The following is a 22170-nucleotide window of genomic DNA, read 5'->3' as shown; positions in this document are numbered from 1 at the left end:
AGTTACCATAATATATAATCATAAAACGTGATGATTAAATAAATAATTCTATGATATGCGTTATTTAATTTGGTGTAGTTGTTACTATACCTACTGCTTGTAAGACATTTTATAGAAATTTTCATTTAATAGTATGGTCATTATTTTTTTGAAATATAAAAATATGGAGAAGTGTAATTTAATATGAAGAAAATTAAAAAGGCTCTATTTTGCTTTATGAGTTTAATGGTTCTCTTGCAGTATATGATGCCGACAGTTGTCTTTGCTGTAGAAAATCAAGGCGACTTTCAGTTAACTTCTTTATCTGTCGATAAAGAAGAGAAAGACAGGATTGAAGCGAAAATAAGCCTTTCTTTTAAAGCTCAGACAGAAGAAAGTCAAACGTTGATCTTTAACGAAGACGCAACCGTTAAAGATGTAAAAATAGAAAATGAAACTGAGTCAACTAAAGTTGATTACGTTATCAACAAAAATAAAATAGAGATGAAGATTGCTCCTAGAACAGAGGGAACAATTATCCTTTCTGTTTTACTCGACTCTTCAGATTTAAAAGATGATAATCTGATGCTTACAAATGGTGTTCAAACATTAAAGGCACCGCTAAAAACGCATGAGTCAGAATCAGAAGAAGATGCAGCTAAAGAAACAGAAGAGTCTGAAAAGGAATCTGAATCTGCTGATAAAGCTAAAGAAGTAAAAATAAAACGTGATGGCGGCAAGCAAAACATCCGTGATTTATTATCTAAAGTGGGAATTAGTCCTGCAACCATTATTGACGATGTAAAAGTTGTATATATTGATAGCAATGGTCACATATGTACGGACTTAGATAGCATACCAGCTAATGCAAGTGTTGAAGTAAATTACTCTTGGAGTCTTCCCGAAGAATTATTCGGAGTAATTAAGGAAGGTGATTATTTCGAATTTAGCTTACCAGATGCCATTCGAGTTTTTCCGGGAACTGGACCACTTATAGGAAATCTAGGTCAATATGGTTCATATGAAGTTTTCACTGATGGTAGAGTACGGTTTGAATTCAACAAGAATGTAGAAACTGATCATGATATAATGGGTAGCTTCAGTTATTCAACAAAGTTTAAGCGGACTGAACCTGGAGTAGTTGTCATTCAAACACCAAATGAAGATAATGCTGGACCAAGCAAAATTCGTATTCGTCCAAATTATGATCAAGCTATAGATAAAAGCGGTCACGTTAATAAAGTACCTAATCCAACTGGAATAGTTTGGGAAGTCAATATTAATCGTCCCTTAAGTAATATGAAGGATGCCGAGCTTGTTGATATTGTACCTGCTGGTACAAGTCTGAAGAGTATTGAGATTTATCCAGAAACTGTAGATGGCACTGGTGCTATTGTAAATATTGACAGGGATCACCCATTAACCGAAGGCGTAGATTATAAAAGAATCTCATCTGGTTCGACTGAAACCATTAAGTTTATTGGAAAGTACGCAGAGACTCATCAAGCCTTTCATGTTGTTTATACAACAATGATTGATGAGGATAGAAAACCTGAGAAGGGTGGAAACGTAGAATTCAAAAACCGTGCTACTCTTGATGATGGTACTTCCAGCACCTCTGCTGAAGCGAGCGTCACTGCCCATTATGAGCGACCAATTACAAAAAATGGTCCGTTTGCCACAGGTAATGATCAAATATATAAATGGATTGTTAGATACAACTACAATGAAAGGAAGCATCCCGCTGGCTCAACGATTACGGATACAATGTGTGATAGGCTTTCTTTAGTCAAAGATTCCGTTAAGTTATTTAGGATTTCATTTACTGGTGCTGGTGATGATGAAATAATTGGCGATTCCTTGGTAGAAGGTAGCGATTACGTAATAGAAGAAAGTTCATCTAATGCGCACCGATTTATCATTAGGTTTTTAAAGGAAATCGATTATCCAGTTAGAATTGACTACCAAACAAAAGTGAACGGTTATGTTGACGAAACTACTCCAATTTCTAATTCTGTCATAACAGATATCGGAGATAGTGACGAGAGTGAAGGTACTGGACATAAAGATGAGATTAAAGGGGATGCAAACCAGCAGAGTATTGCTAAGAGTATTGACGGTGATATTGACTACGTAACTCATGAAATCCCATGGCAAATTCAAATTAATAAGTCTGGCTATTTGCTGAAAAATTGGTATTTGGAGGATACATTCAGTAAAGGACAAAAATTAGTAGATGGTAGTTTCAGAATCATCGATCTAACCGAAGGGAAAGCGTTGAGTTCAGATCAATATACATTTACTAAAACCGACAATGGCTTTAAGGTAGAATTTGAAGGCGAACTGAAAAACGGCACTGATCATAAATATGCCATAACCTATAAAACTAATTTTGATATTGCTGCAATAGAAGGCACTGGAAGTGAAGATTCATTTATATTTAAAAATACGGCTACTGCAAACTGGATGGATAAATCTGGTGGCAGTCATTCAAGCACAGATTGGGTAGAATTTGATCCACTGCAAAGATTTAAATACAATGGAAACAAAATTGGTGTGTATAATGCGATTAACAAGAAGATTACTTGGACAGTAGCAGTAAACTATCGTCATCAAGAGTTGAAAAATGCAACGATTACGGATGTAATAGAAGCGCCACAAGATTATGTTGCAGGTAGCGCGAAACTATATGAAGCAACGGTCAATAGTAATGGTACTTACACTTTAGGTGATCAAGTTGGGGCAGACCTAGTTGAGCCTACGACTGCTCTACCAACATTACAGGTTAACTTGCCAGAGAACAGTAACAAAATGTACGTACTTGTCTTCGAAACAAGTCTGGCAGGAAAAGTAATCAATCAACAGTATTATAATAATAGGGCGGTCTTTACCACTGAAGGTGTATCACATAATTTAAACTCGAGTATTTCACCAGCCCATTTCGGCGAATTACTTGATAAGGATGGTGCACAGGATCCTGATGATAGCGGTTATGTAAAATGGAACTTAACAGTTAATGCTTCACAATCTACTTTAAGCAACGTAAAAATTGTGGATACTCCATCAGCTAACCAATTTATTTCTAAAGATGGGATCGTAATATATGGAACTATTGTTGACAGTGCAGGGAATATCGAAAAAGATAGTTCAACTGTTTTAGCTGAAGGTACAGATTACAAAGTAGATATTGAAACTAACAATGCAACAGGTGCTCAGGTAGTTACAATTGAGTTTCTAAAGCAAATTACCACATCATATATAGTGGAGTATCGTTCATTAGTTCTTTTAGATAAATTAGTTGACACAGTTGCAAACTCTGCCAGTATATCCGGGATGAATGAGCAAACTATAACTCAGGGTCAAGCTAAGGAGATTGTTGTAACTAGCACGTCTGGAAATGCTACAGGGTCAAAGGGATCGATTAAACTTATTAAAGAGGATTTAAGCGGAAAGAAGAGACTATCAGGTGTTCACTTACAATTGTGGACAATCAATGAAAAGCTGGAGAAAAATAAGCTTGTTCGTGAAGGTGTTACAGATTCAAAAGGAGAATTGGAGCTTGGAAACTTGCGAGTTCAAGAATATCTCGTTGTTGAAACTGAAGCTCCTGCTGGCTATACAGTCAGCGATGAACTGGCAAAAGGTAAGAGAATAAAAGTTATAAAAGATGAAGCAGGCAGTACTGCTAAAGTGGTTCATATTTATAATGAACCAACAAAGGTAACTTTTAGAAAAGTTAGCGAGCCTGACGAAAAAGGTTCAAAACTTCCATTAAAAGGAGCAGAATTTAAAGTTCTTGATTCTAATGGAAAAGTTGTAGAAGGATATGAAAACGTTGTTTCAGGCGATGAAGGAATCGTCACGATTGAAGGTTTGGTTCCAGGCAAGTACCAAATTGTAGAAACAAAGGCACCTACTGGATATAAATTAGACGATAAGCCAAGAGAGTTTACGGTAGAAAAGAAAGATGACGGAATAATTCCTCCAATTAACTTAGGTGATTGGGAAAATAAACGTCTAAATTATAAAGGATCTGCAAAACTACTCAAGACTGATAATAAAGGCAATCCTCTAGCTGGAGCAGAATTTAAAGTAGTCGATAGGGATGACAATATTGTTAAATCAGGTTTGACTTCAGATGCCAATGGAGTTGTTTTAGCTACATCATTGGCACCAGGAAAATATGAATTTATTGAAACTAAAGCTCCTGAGGGATATGTTATTAACGCAAAGCCAGTTAGTTTTACAATAAGTGAAGAAGCCAAGGAAGATCCAGCTGCGGTAGTTACAGAGTGTGAGTTAATTAACTACAAGGGATCAGCTCAATTAGTCAAAACTGACAGCAAAGGCAATCCTTTAGCTGGAGCAGAGTTTAAGCTGGTTGACAAAGATGGTAAAACAGTTCGCGAAAACTTGGTATCATCAGAAAGTGGTATCGTCTTTGTCTCAGACTTGGCACCGGGCAAATATGAATTTGTCGAAACTAAAGCACCAGCAGGCTATTTGCGGAATGCTGCACCTGCTAGTTTTACAATAAGTGAATCAGCCCAAGGTGAGCCCGCAGTTGTTGAGGCAAAATTAGTTAACTATAAGGGTACAGCTCAATTAGTCAAAACCGACAGTAAAGGTAATCCTTTAGCAGGAGCAGAATTTAAAGTAGTTAATAAAGATGGTGAGATAGTTCAGGAAAGCTTAGTATCGTCTGATAAAGGTATAGTCTTTGTCACCGACTTAACACCAGGCAAATATCAATTTATCGAAACTAAGGCACCAACTGGCTATGTTATTAATTCGACACCGACTGATTTCACCATAAGTGAGTCAGCTCAAGGTGAGCCTACTGTTGTTGAAGCCAAATTAGTTAACTATAAAGGTTCAGCTCAATTAGTTAAAACCGACAGTAATGGTAAACCTTTAGCTGGAGCAGCATTTAAAGTAGTTGATGCAGATGGTAAAACTGTACAGGAGAAACTGGTCTCGTCTGACAAAGGTATTGTTTCAGTAACTGACTTAGCACCAGGTAAATACCAATTTATCGAAACCCAAGCGCCTAAAGGTTATTACTTAAATAGTAAGCCAGTTGATTTTACAATTGATAAAGAGGCAGTGGGTGAGCCTGTCTTAGTGAAAGCTGGAAACTTAGTCAACATGGAAATTAAGAATGATACACCAGAATGGCCAAGTAATCCTGAAACTCCAAGTGCACCTGACGAACCAGATAGTCCGGATAATCCTGAAAAGCCAAGCATTCCAACAGATCCTGGAAAGCCAAGTATTCCGGATAATCCAACTACGGTAAAAACTGTGTATGATAAGAGATATAATAAAGAAGCTCGGCACGATACAAGTCAAAAACTGCCGAAAACGAATTATCAAAATACATTATGGCTAACAATTTTAGGCTTGGTTATTCTTATGCTTGTAGCTGTGATCATCTATCGAAATAAGAAAGTAGACCAAGCTGAATAGTTATCTAGTTCATATCATGAATTAAGAAAATCAAATTTTTAAAACAACTAAAAGTGCACAATGTAATCTTCAAGGTTAAGATACTTTATTAGTTGATTTCTAAGGACTAACTTCCGAGATTTTATCGAAGTTAGTCCTTTTAGTTTGACTTTTATTTTTCGATTGGAGGAATAGTTAATGTTACTCTTCAATCGCAGTTTACAGTCCCGTAATAATTTAATTGAAAAAATTTTTTTCGTTTTAACATATTCCATAAACCGTTCACTAATTCAGAATTAAATGATTTTCTCATATGAAATACTGATTTTTCCAATCATTAATTTTAACGTAACTGAAAAGGCATTATGTAATGCAAATCTTGAATGGCGTGGAAGAAAAAAATATTCAATTCTAATAGCCAGAACACAATTTTTTATTAAATATATTAATATACTTAATTAGTATACACAGGCTTTTGTTTATAAATAGTAAAAAACAGTAAATAAAATTTTTATATTAATTTTAAGAAGTAAATTTCCTGAAAAGGTGTTATTTTTTTGAATCCACTTTCTATTTGATTATCTAAAGTAAAAATGTAAAAAACAACAAGTCATAACTGTTATTTTATAGTTAGAACAGGTTATATATCAGATAAATACTATGTTGACGCTACATAAGCTATACTATATAATCAAAAAACGTAGCATATGAATATATAGTGTTAAATAGAATGTGTTATTTTATTTAAGGAGTACGTTACTATATCTGTCACTGATAAAACATTTTATAGGAAATATTTATTTCGCGATTAGGTCTATATTTTTAAGGGAAATATAGGAAATATGGGGAAGTGTAATTTAATATGAGGAAATTTAAAAAGGCACTATTTTGCTTTATGAGTTTATTAATTCTCTTGCAGTATATGGTGCCGACAATTGTCTTTGCTGTAGAAGATCAGGGAGATTTTCAATTAAATACTTTATCTATAGATAAAGAAGAGAAGGATAAGATTGAAGCGAAATTAAATATTTCCTTTAAGACTCAAACTGAAGAAAATCAAACTCTATCTTTTAACGAAAATGCAGACGTTAAAGATGTGAAAATAGAAAACGAAGTAGAATCAACCAAAGTTGATTATGTTATTAAAAAAAATAAAATAGAAATGAAGATTGCCCCCAGAACCGAAGGGACAATTAGTATTGCTGTAACAATTGATTCTTCGAACTTAAAAGATGATAATTTGATACTTACAAATGGAGTTCAAACACTAAAGGCTCCAAGAAAGATAAGTGAGACAGAAGAAGAATCAAATAAGGAGAAAGAGTCAGAAACTGCAGATAAAGCTAAAGATGTAAAACTGAAACGTGATGGTGGTAAGCAGAACGTTCGTGACTTATTAGCTAAAGTGGGAATTAGTCCTGCAACGATTATTGACAGAGCAAAAATTTCATATACTGACAGTAATGGCAATCCATTGACTGATTTAGATAATGTGCCAGCTAATGCAAATGTTGAAATAAATTACTATTGGAGTCTTCCAGAAGAATTATTTGGAGTAATTAAAGCAGGCGATTATTTTGAATTCAAATTACCAGATGTTATTAGGATTTTTCCAGGAACTGGTCCACTTGTTGGAAAATTAGGCCAGTATGGCTCTTTTGAAGTTTTTACGGATGGTAGAGTTCGATTTGAGTTTAACCAAAATGTCGAAACCGATCATGATATAACAGGGGACTTCAGTTATGCAACAAATTTTAAAGAGTCAGAACATGGTGAAATTGTAATTAAAACACCAACTGAAGAAAATATTCCACCTACCACAGTTCGTATACGTCCTAACTACACTCAAACTATAGATATGAACGGATACTCTGATAAAAAGATGAACCCAGATAATACAATTTGGGAAATTAATATTAACCGTCCTTTAAATAAAATGGTAAATGCTACTGTTACTACAGATATAGAAGATTTTGAGACCGTTAAGATATATCCAGAAACTGTGGACAATAATGGAAATATTGTAAGTATTGATAAAGGCCACCCATTAACTCAAGGTGTGGATTATAAAAGAGACTATACTGGCCCATCTAAAACCATTAAGTTTATCGGCAAGTATGCAGAGACCTATCAAGCATTTCATATAGTTGTTGTAAACAAAATTGAAGAAAGATATAAAAGTAATTCAGGTAACACTGTTGTGGTGTGTAACCGAGCTACTCTAAATGATGGAAGTTCCATAACAAAGGTTGAAGCAGAGGCTAGAAATCAATTTGGAAAACCAATTTCCAAATCGGGTCCTGTTTCTACGGGTACTCATAATATATATAATTGGACTGTTAGATACAACTATAATGAAAGGAAACGTCCAGCTGGTTCTACAATTACAGATACTATGAGTGATAGATTGTCTTTGCTCACTGATTCTGTTAAATTGACTAAAGTTTCATTTAATAATGAAGGCAATGAAGTAGTTGGGGATACCTTAATAGAAGGACAGGATTATAAGGTAGAGCAGAATTCGTCTAATATTCACAGGTTCATTATTAGATTCTTAAAAGATATTGACTATGCAGTTAAGATTGATTACCAGACAAAAATCACTGATTATGTTGAAGTCACAACACCAATTTCAAACTCCATAGAAACAGATTTCGGCGACGACCGTGATATAAGTGGTACTGGAACTAATTTTAAAGATGAAAAAGATGCAAATGCGTTCCAACAGAATGTGGAAAAAAGTGTTGATGGTGAAGCTAACTATCAAACTTGTGAAGTTCCATGGAAAATAGAAATTAACAACGCTGGTTATTTTCTGAAAAATTGGAAACTTGAAGACAATCTTCGCGAGGGACAGAAATTATTAGAAGACAGTTTCAAAATTGAAGATACTACTGAAAACAAAATTCTTAGTCCAGATCAATATACATTTACTAAAACTGACATTGGCTTTAATGTAGAATTTGAAGGTGATTTAAAAAATGGTACTAACCATAAATTTACAATTACGTACAAGACAAAGTTTGATCTCAGTGAATTAGAATTAGACAAAGAAGAAGGATTAGAACATTTAGTTAATATTTATAATGAAGCTAGTGCAAAGTGGATTGATAAAGAAGGTAAAAATCGTAAATCCAATACGATTGCGAAATTTAGCCCAATTAGTGAATTTCAATTTAACGGTAAAAAATCTGGTGAGTATAATGCGATTACTAAAAAGTTCACTTGGACAGTGGCTGTAAATTACCGTCAAAAAGGATTAAAGAGTTCAGTAATAACAGATACAATTGAAAAGTCGCAGGATTATGTTCCAGGCAGTGCAAAACTATATGAAGCGACAGTTAATACTGATGGCTCATATACTTTAGGTAGTCAAGTTGGGGCAGACCTAGTTGAACCTACGACTGCTCTGCCAACATTACAGGTTAATTTGCCCGAGAACAGTGATAAAGTGTATGTACTTGTTTTTGAAACAAGTTTGGCAGGAAAAATAATCGACCAACCTACATATAACAACACTGCTAGATTTACAACTGATGGAACCTCACATAATTTGAATGCGAGCATCTCACCAGCTCATCATGGAGAGTTTTTAAGCAAGGACGGTAATCAAGATCCTGATGATAGCAGTTATGTAAAGTGGAACTTAACGGTTAATGCTTCGCAGTCAACCTTAAGTGACGCAAAAATTGTGGATACCCCATCAGCTAACCAATTTATTTCTAAAGATGGAATCGTAGTATACGGTACGACTGTTGACAATGCAGGGAATATCGAAAAAGATAGTTCTACAGTTTTATCTGAAGGTACAGATTACAAATTAGATATCAAAACTGACAATGCAACTGGTGCTCAAGTAATTACAATTGAGTTTCTAAAGAAAATTACCACATCATATATAATAGAGTACCGTTCTTTAGTTCTTTTAGATAAAGCGGCTGACTCCGTTACAAATTCAGCCAATATATCTGGGATGAATGAACAAACTGTAACTCAGGAAAAAGCTAAAGAGATTGTTGTAACTAGCACATCAGGAAATGCTACAGGATCGAAGGGATCAATTAAACTTATTAAAGAAGATTCAAGTGGAAAGAAAAGATTAGCAGGTGCTCATTTACAACTATGGACAATCAACGAAAAGCTGGAGAAAAATAAGCTTGTTCGTGAAGGTGTTACAGATTCAAATGGTGAATTAGAGCTTGGTAACTTACGAGTTCAAGAATATCTTGTTGTTGAATCTGAAGCTCCTGCTGGCTACAAGGTCAGTGATGAACTGGCAAAAGGTAAGAGAATCAAGGTTATAAAAGATGAAGCAGGCAGTACTACTAAAGTGGTTCATATTTATAATGAACCAACAAAGGTAACTTTTAGAAAAGTGAGTGAGCCTGACGAAAAAGGTTCAAAACTTCCATTAAAAGGAGCAGAATTTAAAGTTCTTGATTCTAATGGAAAAGTTGTAGAAGGATATGAAAACGTCGTTTCAGGCGATGAAGGAATCGTTACGATTGAAGGTTTGGCTCCAGGCAAATACCAACTTGTAGAAACAAAGGCACCTACTGGATATAAATTAGACGATAAGCCAAGAGATTTTGCGGTAGAAAAGAAAGCTGACGGAACAATTCCTCCAATTGACTTAGGAGATTGGGAAAATAGGCGTCTAAATTATGAAGGATCTGCTAAACTACTCAAAATTGATAGTAAAGGTAATCCTCTAGCTGGAGCAGAATTTAAAGTAGTCGATAAAAATGGCAACATTGTTAAATCAGGTTTAACTTCAGATACCAATGGCTTTGTTATAGTTGCATCTTTGGCTCCAGGTACTTATCAATTTATTGAAACTAAAGCTCCAACAGGTTATGTTCTGAATTCCAAACCAGTTAGTTTTACAATAAGTGAAGAAGCCAAGGAAGATCCAGCTGCGGTAGTTACAGAGTGTGAGTTAATTAACTATAAGGGATCAGCTCAATTAGTAAAAACTGACAGCAAAGGCAATCCTTTAGCTGGAGCAGAGTTTAAGCTGGTTGACAAAGATGGTAAAACAGTTCGCGATAGTTTGGTATCATCAGAAAGCGGCATTGTCTTTGTCTCAGACTTGGCACCAGGAAAATATGAATTTGTCGAAACCAAAGCACCAACTGGTTATGTTCTGAACTCAGCACCGGCTGGTTTTACAATAGATGAATCAGCCCAAGGAGAGCCTGCAGTTGCAGAAGCAAAATTAGTCAATTATAAGGGATCAGCTCAATTAGTAAAAACCGACAGTAAAGGTAATCCTTTAGCAGGAGCAGAATTTAAAGTAGTTGATGCGGATGGTAAGACAGTTCAAGAAAACTTGGTATCATCTGATACAGGTATAGTCTTTGTTTCAGACTTGGCACCAGGAAAATATGAATTTGTCGAAACTAAGGCACCAAGTGGTTATGTTCTGAATGATGCTCCGACTAGTTTTACAATAGATGAATCATCACTAGGAAAGCCTAAAGTAGTAGAAGCAAAACTAGTCAACTACAAGGGTTCGGCTCAATTATTAAAGACTGATAGTAAGGGTAATCCTTTAGCAGGAGCAGAATTTAAAGTAGTTGATGCGGATGGTAAGACAGTTCAAGAAAACTTGCTATCATCTGACAAAGGTATAGTCTTTGTTTCTGACTTAGCACCAGGTAAATACCAATTTATCGAAACTAAAGCCCCAACTGGCTACGTTCTGAATTCGACACCGACTGAGTTCATCATAAGTGATTCAGCTCAAGGTGAAACTTCAGTAGTGGAAGTAAAATTAGTCAACTACAAAGGCTCAGCGCAACTAGTTAAAATTGACAGCAAAGGCAATCCTTTAGCAGGAGCAGAATTTAAGGTGGTCGATAAAGATGACAATATTGTTAAATCAGGTTTGACTTCAGATGCCAATGGTACTATTTTAGTTACAGATTTGGCACCAGGAAAATATGAATTTGTCGAAACCAAAGCACCAAGTGGTTATGTTTTGAATTCAACACCAGCTGGTTTTACAATAGCTGAAACAGCTCAAGGTGAACCTACAGTTGTCGAAGCAAAATTAGTCAACTACAAAGGTTCAGCTCAATTAGTAAAAACTGATAGTAAAGGTAATCCTTTATCTGGAGCAGAGTTTAAACTAGTTAATAAAGATGGTGAGACAGTTCGCGAAAACTTGGTATCGTCTGATACAGGTATAGTCTTTGTCTCAGACTTGGCACCAGGAAAATATGAATTTGTCGAAACCAAAGCCCCAAGTGGTTATGTTTTGAATTCAACACCAGCTGGTTTTACAATAGCTGAAACAGCTCAAGGTGAACCTGCAGTTGTCGAGGCAAAACTAGTCAACTACAAGGGTTCGGCTCAATTATTAAAGACTGATAGTAAAGGCAATCCTTTAGCTGGAGCAGAATTTAAAGTAGTCGATAAAGAAGGTAAGATAGTTCAGGAAAACTTGGTGTCATCTGATGAAGGTATTGTTTTTGTCTCAGATTTGGCACCAGGTAAGTATCAATTTGTTGAAACTAAAGCACCAACTGGATACATTTTGAATTCGACACCAACTGAATTTACAATAAGTGAGTCAGCTCAAGGCGAACACGCAGTTGTCAAAATAAAATTAGTCAACTATAAGGGTTCGGCCCAATTAGTTAAAACTGACAGTAATGGTAAACCCATAGCTGGAGCAGAATTTAAAGTGGTTGATGCAGCTGGTAAGACAGTAAAGGATAAACTAGTGTCGTCTGACAAAGGTATAGTTGCAGTGACGGATTTAGCACCAGGCAAATACCAATTTATCGAAACCAAAGCGCCTAAAGGTTATTATTTAAATAGCAAGGCAGTAGACTTTACAATTGATAAAGAGGCAGCAGGTGAGCCGAGGTTAGTGGAAGCTGGGAGCTTAGTCAACTTGGAAATTAAGAATGATACACCAGAATGGCCAAGTAAGCCGAGTGATTCTGAAACACCAGGTACACCTGACGAATCGGACAATCCTGGGAAACCAAGCAGGCCCGCTACCCCAACCACATCAAAAACTATGTATGATAAAAGATATAATAAAAAAGGTAGTAAAAAAGTCATTCATAGTAAGGATAAAAGTAAGGGTGAAAAATTGCCAAAGACAAATTATCAAAGTACAATACTGTTAACAGTCTTAGGCTTGATTATCCTTATGCTTGTAGTTTTAGTTATTTATCGAAATAATAAAATGGACAATGATGAATAGTTATCTAGTTCATATCATGAATTAAGAAAACTAAGTTTTTAAAACAACAAAATAGGTACAGAGTAATATAAAACTCTGTACCTATTTTTTATTAATTACGATTTAAAAAGAAGTTAGACTACTCGAGTGATCCTATCTTTTTATTCATAGCGCAAGGCTGTAATTGGATCTAATTTTGCAGCTCGTCTTGCTGGCAACGTTCCTGCTAAAAATGTAATTAGGCAAATGATACCGACGATTAACAAGCTACTGGACCAATTAAACTGGACTAAAACAAAACCATCTATTCCTTTAAGGAAACTACTTGTTGCTGCTTTATTCAATAATTGGCCTAAGCCCATTGCAGAAATTAAACCTAACAATGACCCGATTAATCCAATTAAAATAGCTTCACAGCTAAAAATTGAGAATACTTTCCCGCGGCCTACGCCAAGGGCTTTCATCAAACCAATTTCACGTGTTCGATCACGAACTGACATGTAAAGCGTATTGATAACACCGAAACTAGCAGCAATCAAGGCAATTGCTCCAAAGATAATTAACACACCTGTTGCTGCATTAAAGGTTTGAAATAGTTGTTTGACGGCTTCCTTTAGAGTTTGTGCGTCATAGCCCTTTTTGTTAAGAGCCTTTTCAGCCTTTGCAACTGCTGCGTCGCTTTTTCCAACTGGAGTTGCCACAACTTCGGTATAACGATCTTTAAGTGCTTTTGGCAGACCATCTTGATTGGCGGCAACAATTTTTTCACTTAAGCCATGACTATATACTGATTGACCGCTGTTTACCATACTCTCATTTCTAATACCAACAACTTTTGCAGTGATAGTTGATTTTTTCTTGGTAACAGGTGAAATGACAACCAAGTTTATCTTTTTGCCGAGAATTTTACGAACATTTTTATAGCCAAAAGCCTTAGCCATTTCTTTTGTCAATAAAATCTCTGATTTATTTCCAGAAGTAGCCACTTGTTTACCAGCAAATAAATCATATTTGATACCAAGGGTAGTTTGCGCATTGATCACATATTTAGTCTTACTTTTACTTTGAGCATATTCAACGTTATCATCTTTCATTGCTTTAACGTTTTTAATTCCCTTAGTGCGCTTGATTTTTTCGACATCTTTTTTAGTCATCATGCCGTCAGCGTTTTGACTACTTTTCTTAGTACTATATTTCTGCGGTCCTGTACCATCTCCAGCTGAGTATTGCGGTGAAATGATCATTTGTTCAGTGTTACCAACATTACCAATTTGTTTATGTAAATAGTCATTAACACCCGTATTGATTCCTAGCGTAATACTAATTGTTAAAGAACCAATTAAAACGGCAATAATAGTTAATAGAGTTCTTCCTTTGTTATGCCATAAGTTGGATCCAGCAGAGTTTAAAATATCACGGAATTTCATTAGAAATCTCCTTTCACTACTTGACCATCTTTAATTTGGATTTGACGATCACATTTTTGGGCTAAGTCTGGATCGTGGGTAACGATAATCAAGGTAATACCTTTTTCACGATTCAGTTTGAAAAGAATATCTTCAACTTTTGCACCGGTATTAGAGTCTAAATTACCTGTTGGCTCGTCGGCAAAGATAATTTCTGGATTGTTAACAAGTGCTCGGGCGATACAAACGCGTTGCTTTTGACCACCTGATAGAGCACTAGCTTTATTATTCATTTTGGCTTCTAAACCAACCGCTTCAAGCGCAGAAGTTGCTAATTCACGTCGTTTTTTGCCAGTTACACCGGCTATTTTCATTGGCAACATAACGTTCTCAAGAACACTATCTTGTGCATTGAGGAAAAACTGTTGAAAAACAAAGCCAAAAGTCTGGTTTCGCAACTTGTTTAATGACTTTGCCTTAATTTTTGCTGTTGGTTGGTCATTTAGTAAAATGCTGCCTGAAGAGGGATGATCTAGCAAAGCCATAATATGCATTAAGGTTGATTTGCCAGAGCCACTTTTACCAATGATAGCAACTGATTCTCCTTTTTCAATCTTCAAACTAACGCCGCGTAATGCCTGAAAGCTAGTTGTTCCTTTCCCATAAGTACGTGTAATATCCCGCGCCTCAATTAAACTCATTTTATTCACTCCTTTTGTACTGCTGTTATATATAAATAATACACTAGATGATTTAAAATTCAATACATTATGGAACTAAAATTAAAAAAAGATGTAAATGAGAGTAATGTAGAAGCGTAAAATTCATTTGTTGCTTAACTAATCGAAGTTTAATTAACACTTCGGTTGCAATCGGCTGGCTTGCATAACATGTTTTTAAGTTCTACAATATTATATAAAATATAGTATAGAGGAGATGGAAACATGCATTTTCAATTTCAGCCACGCTTGCTTGACGGTGCAAGTTTATCCTTTATTGATGAAGAAAGTCTTTATGGGTATGCAATTGCTAAGCGTGTTAGATCAATTTTTGCTGTATCAGATTCTTCAATATATCCCGTACTTAGACGGTTAAAAAAGCAGCAGCTTGTTACTACTTATGATCATTCATATCATGGTCGTAATCGCCGTTACTATAAGATTACAGCAGCAGGAAGCACTGAATTACACACAATTGCTAAGGAATGGTGGAGTTTTAGTAACAAAATTAATGAGTTGATGGGAGAAGAAAATGGATAAAATAATCGGAAAGTATATTAATGACTTAAACAATAATTTACTAGATCTTCCGCATGATGAACGCCAAGATGTAATTGAGTTTTACCAAGAATTTTTATTTGACGGCAATTTTAGTAGTGAAAAGGAGATTATCAAGGATTTAGGTACACCAAAGCAGCTGGCACGTATGATTTTGGCAGATTACTCAGTCTCCAAGGATGTACCCCAACCTGATATGCATGAAAAAACAAGCTCCAAAACCAACCTAAAAACAATTTGGCTAATTTTGCTTGGTGTTTTAGCGGCGCCTGTTGGCATTCCCTTGATCCTAGTAACGTGTTTTTTGATGATTGCAGCTCTAGTTGCATTTTGCGGAATTTTTGTTGCTGTTGTACTGACTACGGTTGGCTTATTTGCATTGGGAGTTTTCATCCTGTTAAAAACTTGTGGATTACTTTTTAGCAATTCTTGGTCAACAGGGTTGTTTTACACAGGAATTAGTATTTGCCTGATTAGCTTGAGTCTATTCTTATTCCCGCTAATTATTAAATTCATTCACTTCTTGATCGCTGAATGCACAATCTTTTTCCGCTATCTAGGTAGAAAAATTTTCAAGAACCATTATTATAAAACAAATTCTGCAATGAAAATGGAGGGATAATGATGAAAAAATTTTACCAAATAACTGGACTAATCGGGATTATCGGTATATTTGCTGCACTACTAGGTTGGGCGAATGCTGGAGTCAATCCAGTATTCGATAATCATAATCAATTTACCTTTGAGACTTCTGGCAGTACGGTACATAAACGCGAGTTAACTACCAGCCCTAACTTTGATCAAATTATTGTACAAACTGACAACTCTGATATTTATTTGCATTCTGGTAAAAAGTATCAAATTACAGTTACTGGATTAAACCCTAACGCAGCCAAAGCCAAAGTTAGAAAAAAGCGACTTGAAATTAACGAATCTCGTCCGGTTGCAATTAATTGGCGAAATGATAGCTCTCGAATCGATATCACGATTCCTAAAAACAAGTATTTAGCTGAAGTTGATAGTAGTAGCGACAATGGCAACCTTAATATCAAAAGTATCTCAATAAATGATCTTTTTGCGAATGCACAAAATGGTAAAGTTACTGTGGATAAACTAACTGCTAAGAAGACCATTTTTGCTAGCTATGGTAATCATCGGATAGATATTGGCAATTCAGATATCGGAAAGTCGCTTATTACAATTCATGGAGGTCAATTAAAAATTGATCACAGTAAATTAACTGCGGATGCCAAAGCATACTCAAGTCAGGTAGCGATTACTGACTCACAACTAATTAACCGAAACTCTTTCCAAATGCTAAGAAAAGGCGATTTTACAATTAAAGCTGCGCCTAACCTCAGCTACGAGCTCGCAGCCGACGGAGCAAATATTAGATACAAGGGGCAGAAAATCAATAATAAGTTAACCAAGAAGTTGTCAGCTAAAAACAACCTCGAAGTATTCGCAGCAAAAGGAACAATTACAGTGGAATAGGACTAAAGTAACTGAACTCATTTTCAAAACCACCTTTAATTCAAATTGACTTCTTGTCTTTAAACCAGCATAATCAGCAATAACAATTTTTTACTAAGTGCAAACGGCACAAGAAGGAGTGGATTATAATGTTGAAAAAACCATCTAAATTAGCTCAAGGTGACAAAATTGCTGTTGTGAGCCTGTCGCAGGGAACACTAGGTGAGGACTTTGCAGCTCATCAACTTAAGCTGGGTAAAAAAAGAATTGAAGAACTTGGGTTAACCCCTGTTTTTATGCCTAATGCCCTTAAAGGAATAGATTTTGTCAAAAATCATCCTGAAAAAAGGGCGGCCGATCTGAAACAAGCTTTTCTTGATCCAGAAATAAAAGGAATAATTGCGGCTATTGGCGGCGATGACACATTCAAGATTTTGCCCTTTTTAATGGAAGACGAAGAATTTAAACAGGCGGTGGTTAAGCAGCCAAAACTGTTCACCGGTTTTTCGGACACAACAATTGACCATCTGATGTTTTACCGGCTAGGGATGCAGAGTTTTTATGGTCCAAGTTTTTTAAACGATTTTGCAGAACTTGATACAGAAATGCTGCCGTATACGAAGAAGACAATCGAGCACTTTTTCACCAATCCTGCAACTACTGAAATTCCAGCGAGTGAAACTTGGTATGAGGAAAGAACAGATTTTTCTACTGCCCAAGTTGGCCAACCACGTGTCAGTCACCAAGATTCTGGATATCAAGTCTTGCGTGGACACGGGCAAGTTCAAGGTCATTTGTGGGGTGGCTGTATCGATAGCATTTATGATGCACTAGATGGAGAACGCTATAGCGATGAACCAGCAGTGATTGCACGTTATCAATTGCTTTTAAAGCCAGAAGAAACTAAGGACAAAATCATCTTTCTTGAAACTTCTGAAGAACAGCCGGAACCAGCTTTGTATCGGAAAAAGTTGACGCGCCTCGCTGAAGCCGGAATTCTTGAAAATGCGCAAGCAATTTTAGTTGGCAAACCTCAAAACAAAAAGTACTTTGCTGAATATCAAAAAGAACTGCTTGAAGTAACACAAGAATACAATACACCTATTTTGTATAACGCTAACTTTGGTCACGCTTATCCACATACGGCATTGCCATATGGTGCGTTAGCGAAAATCGACTTTGATCAGCCAAGTCTGACAATTATGGAACCATGGTTTGCATAATTACAAGAAAAAAGCCATCTAGCATGGAGCTAGGTGGCATTTTTGTGTGGATAAAATAAAAACTAGCGTGAAGGACTGACCCAAGTTCCAGAGCCATGACCCAAGATGGTTTTAATTGCAGGAACAAAAGTTGTCACAATAGTAAGCGTGTTGATAATCCACAAACATAATAGGTAAATTGGCGCAAATAGTAAATACTCAATCTTATTGCCTTTGCGGTCAATCATTAGTGCGATAACTAATTGCATTGTACCCGCAAGCATTTCAAAGCAAATCAAGATTAAAGCGGAGAACAACAAATAAACTAATTGGGACCAATTTTGTGTAAGTGTAAAATTACCTACTAAATAGGTGAAAACAAATGTGGCTAACCAAAAGAAGAAAGACCAACAAATGCTAAGAGTTTGATCCAGTAACATTAATGATTCACCTAAATTTTTGAGTGGATGACGTAAAACCTTTCTTAAGTTGGTCAACCAAACTTCTGTACCACCCTTTGCCCAGCGCTTACGTTGGTGGTAGAGTTCTTTGAGCGTTTCTGGAACAAGTGTGTAAGAAATGATTTCAGGTGCAAAAACTGCCAACCAGTTGTTCAGTTGATGGTCCCAAGCAACACTGATGTCTTCGGTTGCCCGGTCCTGCCGAAACATCCCCACATCAATTAGGGCACTCTTGCGGTACATCGTGTTCGCACCGCTATAGGCAAAAATACTACCGAAAACTCCCATTTCCGCTCTTTTAATAATGCCAACAATGCTTGAGAATTCAACTGTGGTTGATTTGGTAATCAACTTGGTTCTATTTCGAACCTCCACATTAGAAGTCACGGCAGCGATATTTTGACCTTCGGGACTATTAAAATAGTTAACGTAGCGCATCAGAGCATCTGCTTCTGGAAGTGTATCCGCATCGTTGCTGAGCACTAAATCACCTTTAGAAAAGGCGAGGCCGATATTAAAAGCATGAGCCTTACCCTTATTTTCAGCTAAGCGAATTACACGCAATCGTTTAGATTGTTGCTGCAATTTCCGCAGAATTTTGGGCGTATTGTCGGTTGAGCAATCGTCGATCACTAGTACTTCATAATTAGTGTAGTTTAACTCATTAAGTAAATAGCTAATCGTTTCTTCAATTGTAACCTCTTCATTATGAGCGGGAACCATAATGGTAATAAAGGGCTGTTCACGTGAGTCCAAAATCGTGAAGTCCCTCTTTTTGTTTTTAAAAACATATTTATAACAAAGTCCACCGACAAACCAGGCCAAACCGCCTAAGATTGGGTAGGAAACTAAAATCAAAAATAGTACTTTAAAAACTGTTTTAGCTGTCAGCCAGATTGATGTCATAGATTCTTTTCTCCTTTGGCAAATAGTGTCTGGGCAAAGTCAGTCTCAAGGTTTTGTTGCGGCTCAACACAGTAAAAACTGCAGTTGTGCCTTTCGTCCGAGTTACCAAATTTCTCCTGCCAGGCCTGTTCGACTAGTTGTGAACGCTCTTGTTGCCGGTCTTGGTCAACTACGAGATGGTCTCGCCAGCTAGCTGCGAAGCGGTAATTATTTAAAAAAGTTAATGTTAGATAGGAGATGCTGATAAAAACGAAGTAATCGTCAAAGAATTTTGCTAAAAATTCCAGTGGACGCAAAATCGCAGTATTGTAGTTAAAGGGGAGTAGGGATGCAAAGTGAGGCTGCCAAAGTGGTAGGGCTAATCCAAAAAAGGGCAAAAAAACAAATAGCCAGCCGAGCAAAGCTATGCTTGTTTGCTCGATTTTTAGGTGCCAATCTCCACTAGTAAAATAGTCATCTTCAATTAAGTCAATTGTGCTTTTCTGCTTCAAAGCAAATTCCCTCCTTGCTAGGTAAACTGTACATTAACAAAGTGCGTTTTATACTTTATTATGGTTTGGATTTATGTGCAATTTTGAATACCTAGCTTTAGAAATTTTCAAGAAAGATTATCATTTGCTTAACCACTTTAACCTTACTTAATAAATGTTGAAGTAGATTAAAGAACAATTTTAGGCGCGCTAACAGAGTCATTTTCAAATAAATGACTCTGTTTTTGTGCCAAAAATCATCGCAGAAGTCTGCGACATAGTTGCATAAAGTGCTTTAGCACCTTGTTTATTAGCTGTGAATAAAAATATGCTTTTTCCACTTAATATGGAAAAAGCTTGTAATTACAAAATATTGATAACAGTCTAGTATAAATAAATGTAAAGGGTTTCAAAATAAGGAAGTGAGAACAGGTAATGAAATTTTCAGCTAATGACGTTTATTTGGACGTCAATGAGCAAAGTGTTGATTCCTTTTTAAAGTATGCTTCGCAAGTTGCTTGTAATGCAGGTTTTGCTGCAGATGCAAGTGAACTAGAGCAAAGCTTTTTGGCAAGAGAACAAGAATATCCAACTGGGTTAGAAGATGGTTTTGCAATCCCACATGCAAAAACGGAGACAGTTAAGCAGCCAGGGTTTATCTACTTCAGATTGACCACACCACTTGATTGGCAAACATACGATGACAAGCCAGTGACGGATGTATTTGCGCTGATGGTGCCACCAGAAAATGCTGGGGATGAGCACTTGAAAATGTTAGCAAGTTTGTCTACTGCCTTACTTGAGGATGATTTCAAACAAGAGTTACGTCAGTTGACTTCTAAAGAAGAGATAGCCAACTTTATTAATCAAAAGATTGGAGAATAACCATGAATGTAGTAGGAGTTTCAGCATGTCCAGCTGGATTAGCCCATACTCCAATGGCAGCGAAAGCCTTGGAAAAAGCGGGTAAGGAATTAGATTGGAATGTCAGAATTGAGCAACAAGGGATGATGGGTCCAGTTAATCCAATTACCCAAGCAGAAGCAGATGCGGCTGACTTTGTCTTGATTGCATCTGATCAAAAAATCACTAGTATGGAACGTTTTGAAGGTAAACCAATTATTCGAGTAGATATCAACACTTGTATCAAGGCACCTAAAGCTGTCTTGAAGAAGTGTGCTGCTGCGGTTAAGAAGGAGAACTAAAAATGAAGAGAATTTTGAAGGAATGGGAAGGAGCCATTATGAGTGGGATCTCTTACATGATCCCGACAGTTATTGGTGGTGCGCTAGTTGTTGGTGTTCCGCAATTAATTGGTATGTGTTTTGGTTATGGTGACCTTTCCAAGTTTGCCAAAACTGGTGGCTTTTTCCACTTGCTTTATCAAATTAACTCCGTTGGTTGGATCGGTATCGGCCTAGTTAACCTGGTTATTGGTGGCTACATTGCTTATGCACTTGGTGACAAACCAGCTTTGGGAGCCGGCTTTATCGGTGGACAATTAGCAACCAATAACCAACTTGGCTTCATCGGTGCGATTGCAGCTGGTTTGATTGCAGGTTATGTTGCACGTTGGTGCCGTAAAATCAAAGTTCCAGAAAAGTGGAATTCAGCTATTGAATTAATTGTTATGCCACTTTTAACCGTTGGTTCGGTTGCTTTGTTTGTTGGTGTAGTCTTAACGCCGCCACTTGCCTGGCTTAATAATGGTTTAACCTCATGGGTTAAGTTCATGGTAGAACAAAAGACTAACGCTATTTTGTTAGCTGCTATTATGGGCGCCATGATTGGTTCAGACCTTGGAGGTCCTATCAACAAGGCAGCTTGGGGTGTAGGTAACTTCTTCTTTATCGAAGGAATTTACCAACCATGTCTGTATACCAACATCGCCATTTGTGCAATCCCAATGGGTTATGCACTTATGAGTTTCATTTGGCCTAAGAAGCGTTTCTCAGCAGAATTGCTAGAAATGGGTCATAACAACTTAATTATGGGTACATTTGGAATTACTGAAGGGGCTATTCCATTTATGATGAAGGCTCCTCAATTAATCATTGTAAACGTTATCGGTGGTGCACTTGGTTCAGCAGCAGGTGCATGGCTAGGTGTTAAATCACATATCCCACCTCTAGGCGGTTTACCTGGAATTTTAACAGCCGACAACATTTTAGCTTACCTCGGCGGAATTCTAGTTTGTGCTTTGTTCATTGCAATTGTCGCTCCATTAGTTGCTGACTTTACTGACAAAGATTCTACACCTGGTGAAGAATCAATGAGTGATGATGATATTGAATTAAACATCCAATAATATGAAACCGAAAAAACTATAGTTGGGAATCAAATCAAT

Annotated in this window: 13 protein-coding genes; 9 read left to right on the top strand and 4 right to left on the bottom strand. The window is 36.6% G+C overall.

Annotated features, from left to right (window positions below; all coding sequences use genetic code 11):
* Nucleotides 1-183 precede the first annotated feature (183 nt).
* Both H3T48_RS00100 and H3T48_RS00095 read left to right on the top strand, forming a co-directional pair.
* Nucleotides 184-5448 (top strand): SpaA isopeptide-forming pilin-related protein, encoded by a 5265-nt coding sequence (locus tag H3T48_RS00100; protein WP_198187638.1) that lies wholly within the window; start codon nucleotides 184-186, stop codon nucleotides 5446-5448.
* Between the two features lie 841 nt (nucleotides 5449-6289).
* Nucleotides 6290-12649, top strand: a complete 6360-nt coding sequence (locus H3T48_RS00095; RefSeq protein ID WP_198187636.1) for a SpaA isopeptide-forming pilin-related protein — start codon at nucleotides 6290-6292, stop codon at nucleotides 12647-12649.
* Between the two features lie 140 nt (nucleotides 12650-12789).
* Here H3T48_RS00095 and H3T48_RS00090 read toward each other — a convergent pair whose 3' ends face one another.
* Nucleotides 12790-14055, bottom strand: a complete 1266-nt coding sequence (locus H3T48_RS00090; protein WP_198187634.1) for an ABC transporter permease — start codon at nucleotides 14053-14055, stop codon at nucleotides 12790-12792.
* Nucleotides 14055-14735: an ABC transporter ATP-binding protein gene (locus H3T48_RS00085; protein ID WP_187158448.1), complete on the bottom strand. Its 681-nt coding sequence runs from the start codon at nucleotides 14733-14735 to the stop codon at nucleotides 14055-14057. The genes H3T48_RS00090 and H3T48_RS00085 overlap by 1 nt, the downstream gene beginning before the upstream one ends.
* Before the next feature lie 243 nt (nucleotides 14736-14978).
* Here H3T48_RS00085 and H3T48_RS00080 point away from each other — a divergent pair, with 243 nt between their 5' ends.
* The 4 genes from H3T48_RS00080 to H3T48_RS00065 all read left to right on the top strand — a co-directional run bounded on the left by H3T48_RS00080 (nucleotide 14979) and on the right by H3T48_RS00065 (nucleotide 18007).
* Entirely contained in the window at nucleotides 14979-15293 is a 315-nt protein-coding gene (locus H3T48_RS00080) for a PadR family transcriptional regulator (RefSeq protein WP_198187632.1), read from the top strand.
* A complete protein-coding gene (locus H3T48_RS00075; protein WP_198187630.1) occupies nucleotides 15286-15933 on the top strand; it encodes a DUF1700 domain-containing protein in 648 nt (215 codons plus the stop codon). The genes H3T48_RS00080 and H3T48_RS00075 overlap by 8 nt, the downstream gene beginning before the upstream one ends.
* The gene (locus H3T48_RS00070; protein WP_198187628.1) at nucleotides 15933-16805 is read left to right on the top strand and encodes a DUF4097 family beta strand repeat-containing protein; all 873 of its coding nucleotides are present in this window, start codon (nucleotides 15933-15935) and stop codon (nucleotides 16803-16805) included. The genes H3T48_RS00075 and H3T48_RS00070 overlap by 1 nt, the downstream gene beginning before the upstream one ends.
* A gap of 131 nt (nucleotides 16806-16936) precedes the next feature.
* Entirely contained in the window at nucleotides 16937-18007 is a 1071-nt protein-coding gene (locus H3T48_RS00065) for a S66 peptidase family protein (protein ID WP_370567438.1), read from the top strand.
* A 62-nt stretch (nucleotides 18008-18069) separates the two neighbouring features.
* On the opposite strand, the gene H3T48_RS00060 is transcribed toward H3T48_RS00065, so the two are convergent.
* Complete coding sequence (locus H3T48_RS00060) at nucleotides 18070-19353, bottom strand: glycosyltransferase family 2 protein (RefSeq protein WP_198187624.1); 1284 nt, start codon at nucleotides 19351-19353, stop codon at nucleotides 18070-18072.
* Nucleotides 19350-19844 carry a cell division protein gene (locus H3T48_RS00055; RefSeq protein WP_198187622.1) on the bottom strand — a complete coding sequence of 165 codons (495 nt, stop codon included), beginning with the start codon at nucleotides 19842-19844 and terminating at the stop codon, nucleotides 19350-19352. The genes H3T48_RS00060 and H3T48_RS00055 overlap by 4 nt, the downstream gene beginning before the upstream one ends.
* Nucleotides 19845-20258: 414 nt before the next feature.
* Here H3T48_RS00055 and H3T48_RS00050 point away from each other — a divergent pair, with 414 nt between their 5' ends.
* From H3T48_RS00050 to H3T48_RS00040, 3 genes are read left to right on the top strand one after another with little or no spacing between them, the layout of a single operon-like run.
* Nucleotides 20259-20708, top strand: a complete 450-nt coding sequence (locus tag H3T48_RS00050) for a PTS sugar transporter subunit IIA (RefSeq protein WP_198187620.1) — start codon at nucleotides 20259-20261, stop codon at nucleotides 20706-20708.
* A gap of 2 nt (nucleotides 20709-20710) precedes the next feature.
* A complete protein-coding gene (locus tag H3T48_RS00045; protein WP_046307502.1) occupies nucleotides 20711-21028 on the top strand; it encodes a PTS fructose transporter subunit IIB in 318 nt (105 codons plus the stop codon).
* A 2-nt stretch (nucleotides 21029-21030) separates the two neighbouring features.
* Nucleotides 21031-22131: a PTS fructose transporter subunit IIC gene (locus tag H3T48_RS00040; protein WP_046307501.1), complete on the top strand. Its 1101-nt coding sequence runs from the start codon at nucleotides 21031-21033 to the stop codon at nucleotides 22129-22131.
* The last annotated feature ends 39 nt before the right edge of the window (nucleotides 22132-22170 follow it).

The sequence above is a fragment of the Lactobacillus sp. M0403 genome (genome assembly GCF_016101265.1).
In the GTDB taxonomy this organism is placed as follows: Bacteria; Bacillota; Bacilli; order Lactobacillales; family Lactobacillaceae; genus Lactobacillus; species Lactobacillus apis.
The sequence above is the reverse complement of the archived record's forward strand: the minus strand, read 5'-3'. Positions and strand labels throughout refer to the sequence as shown.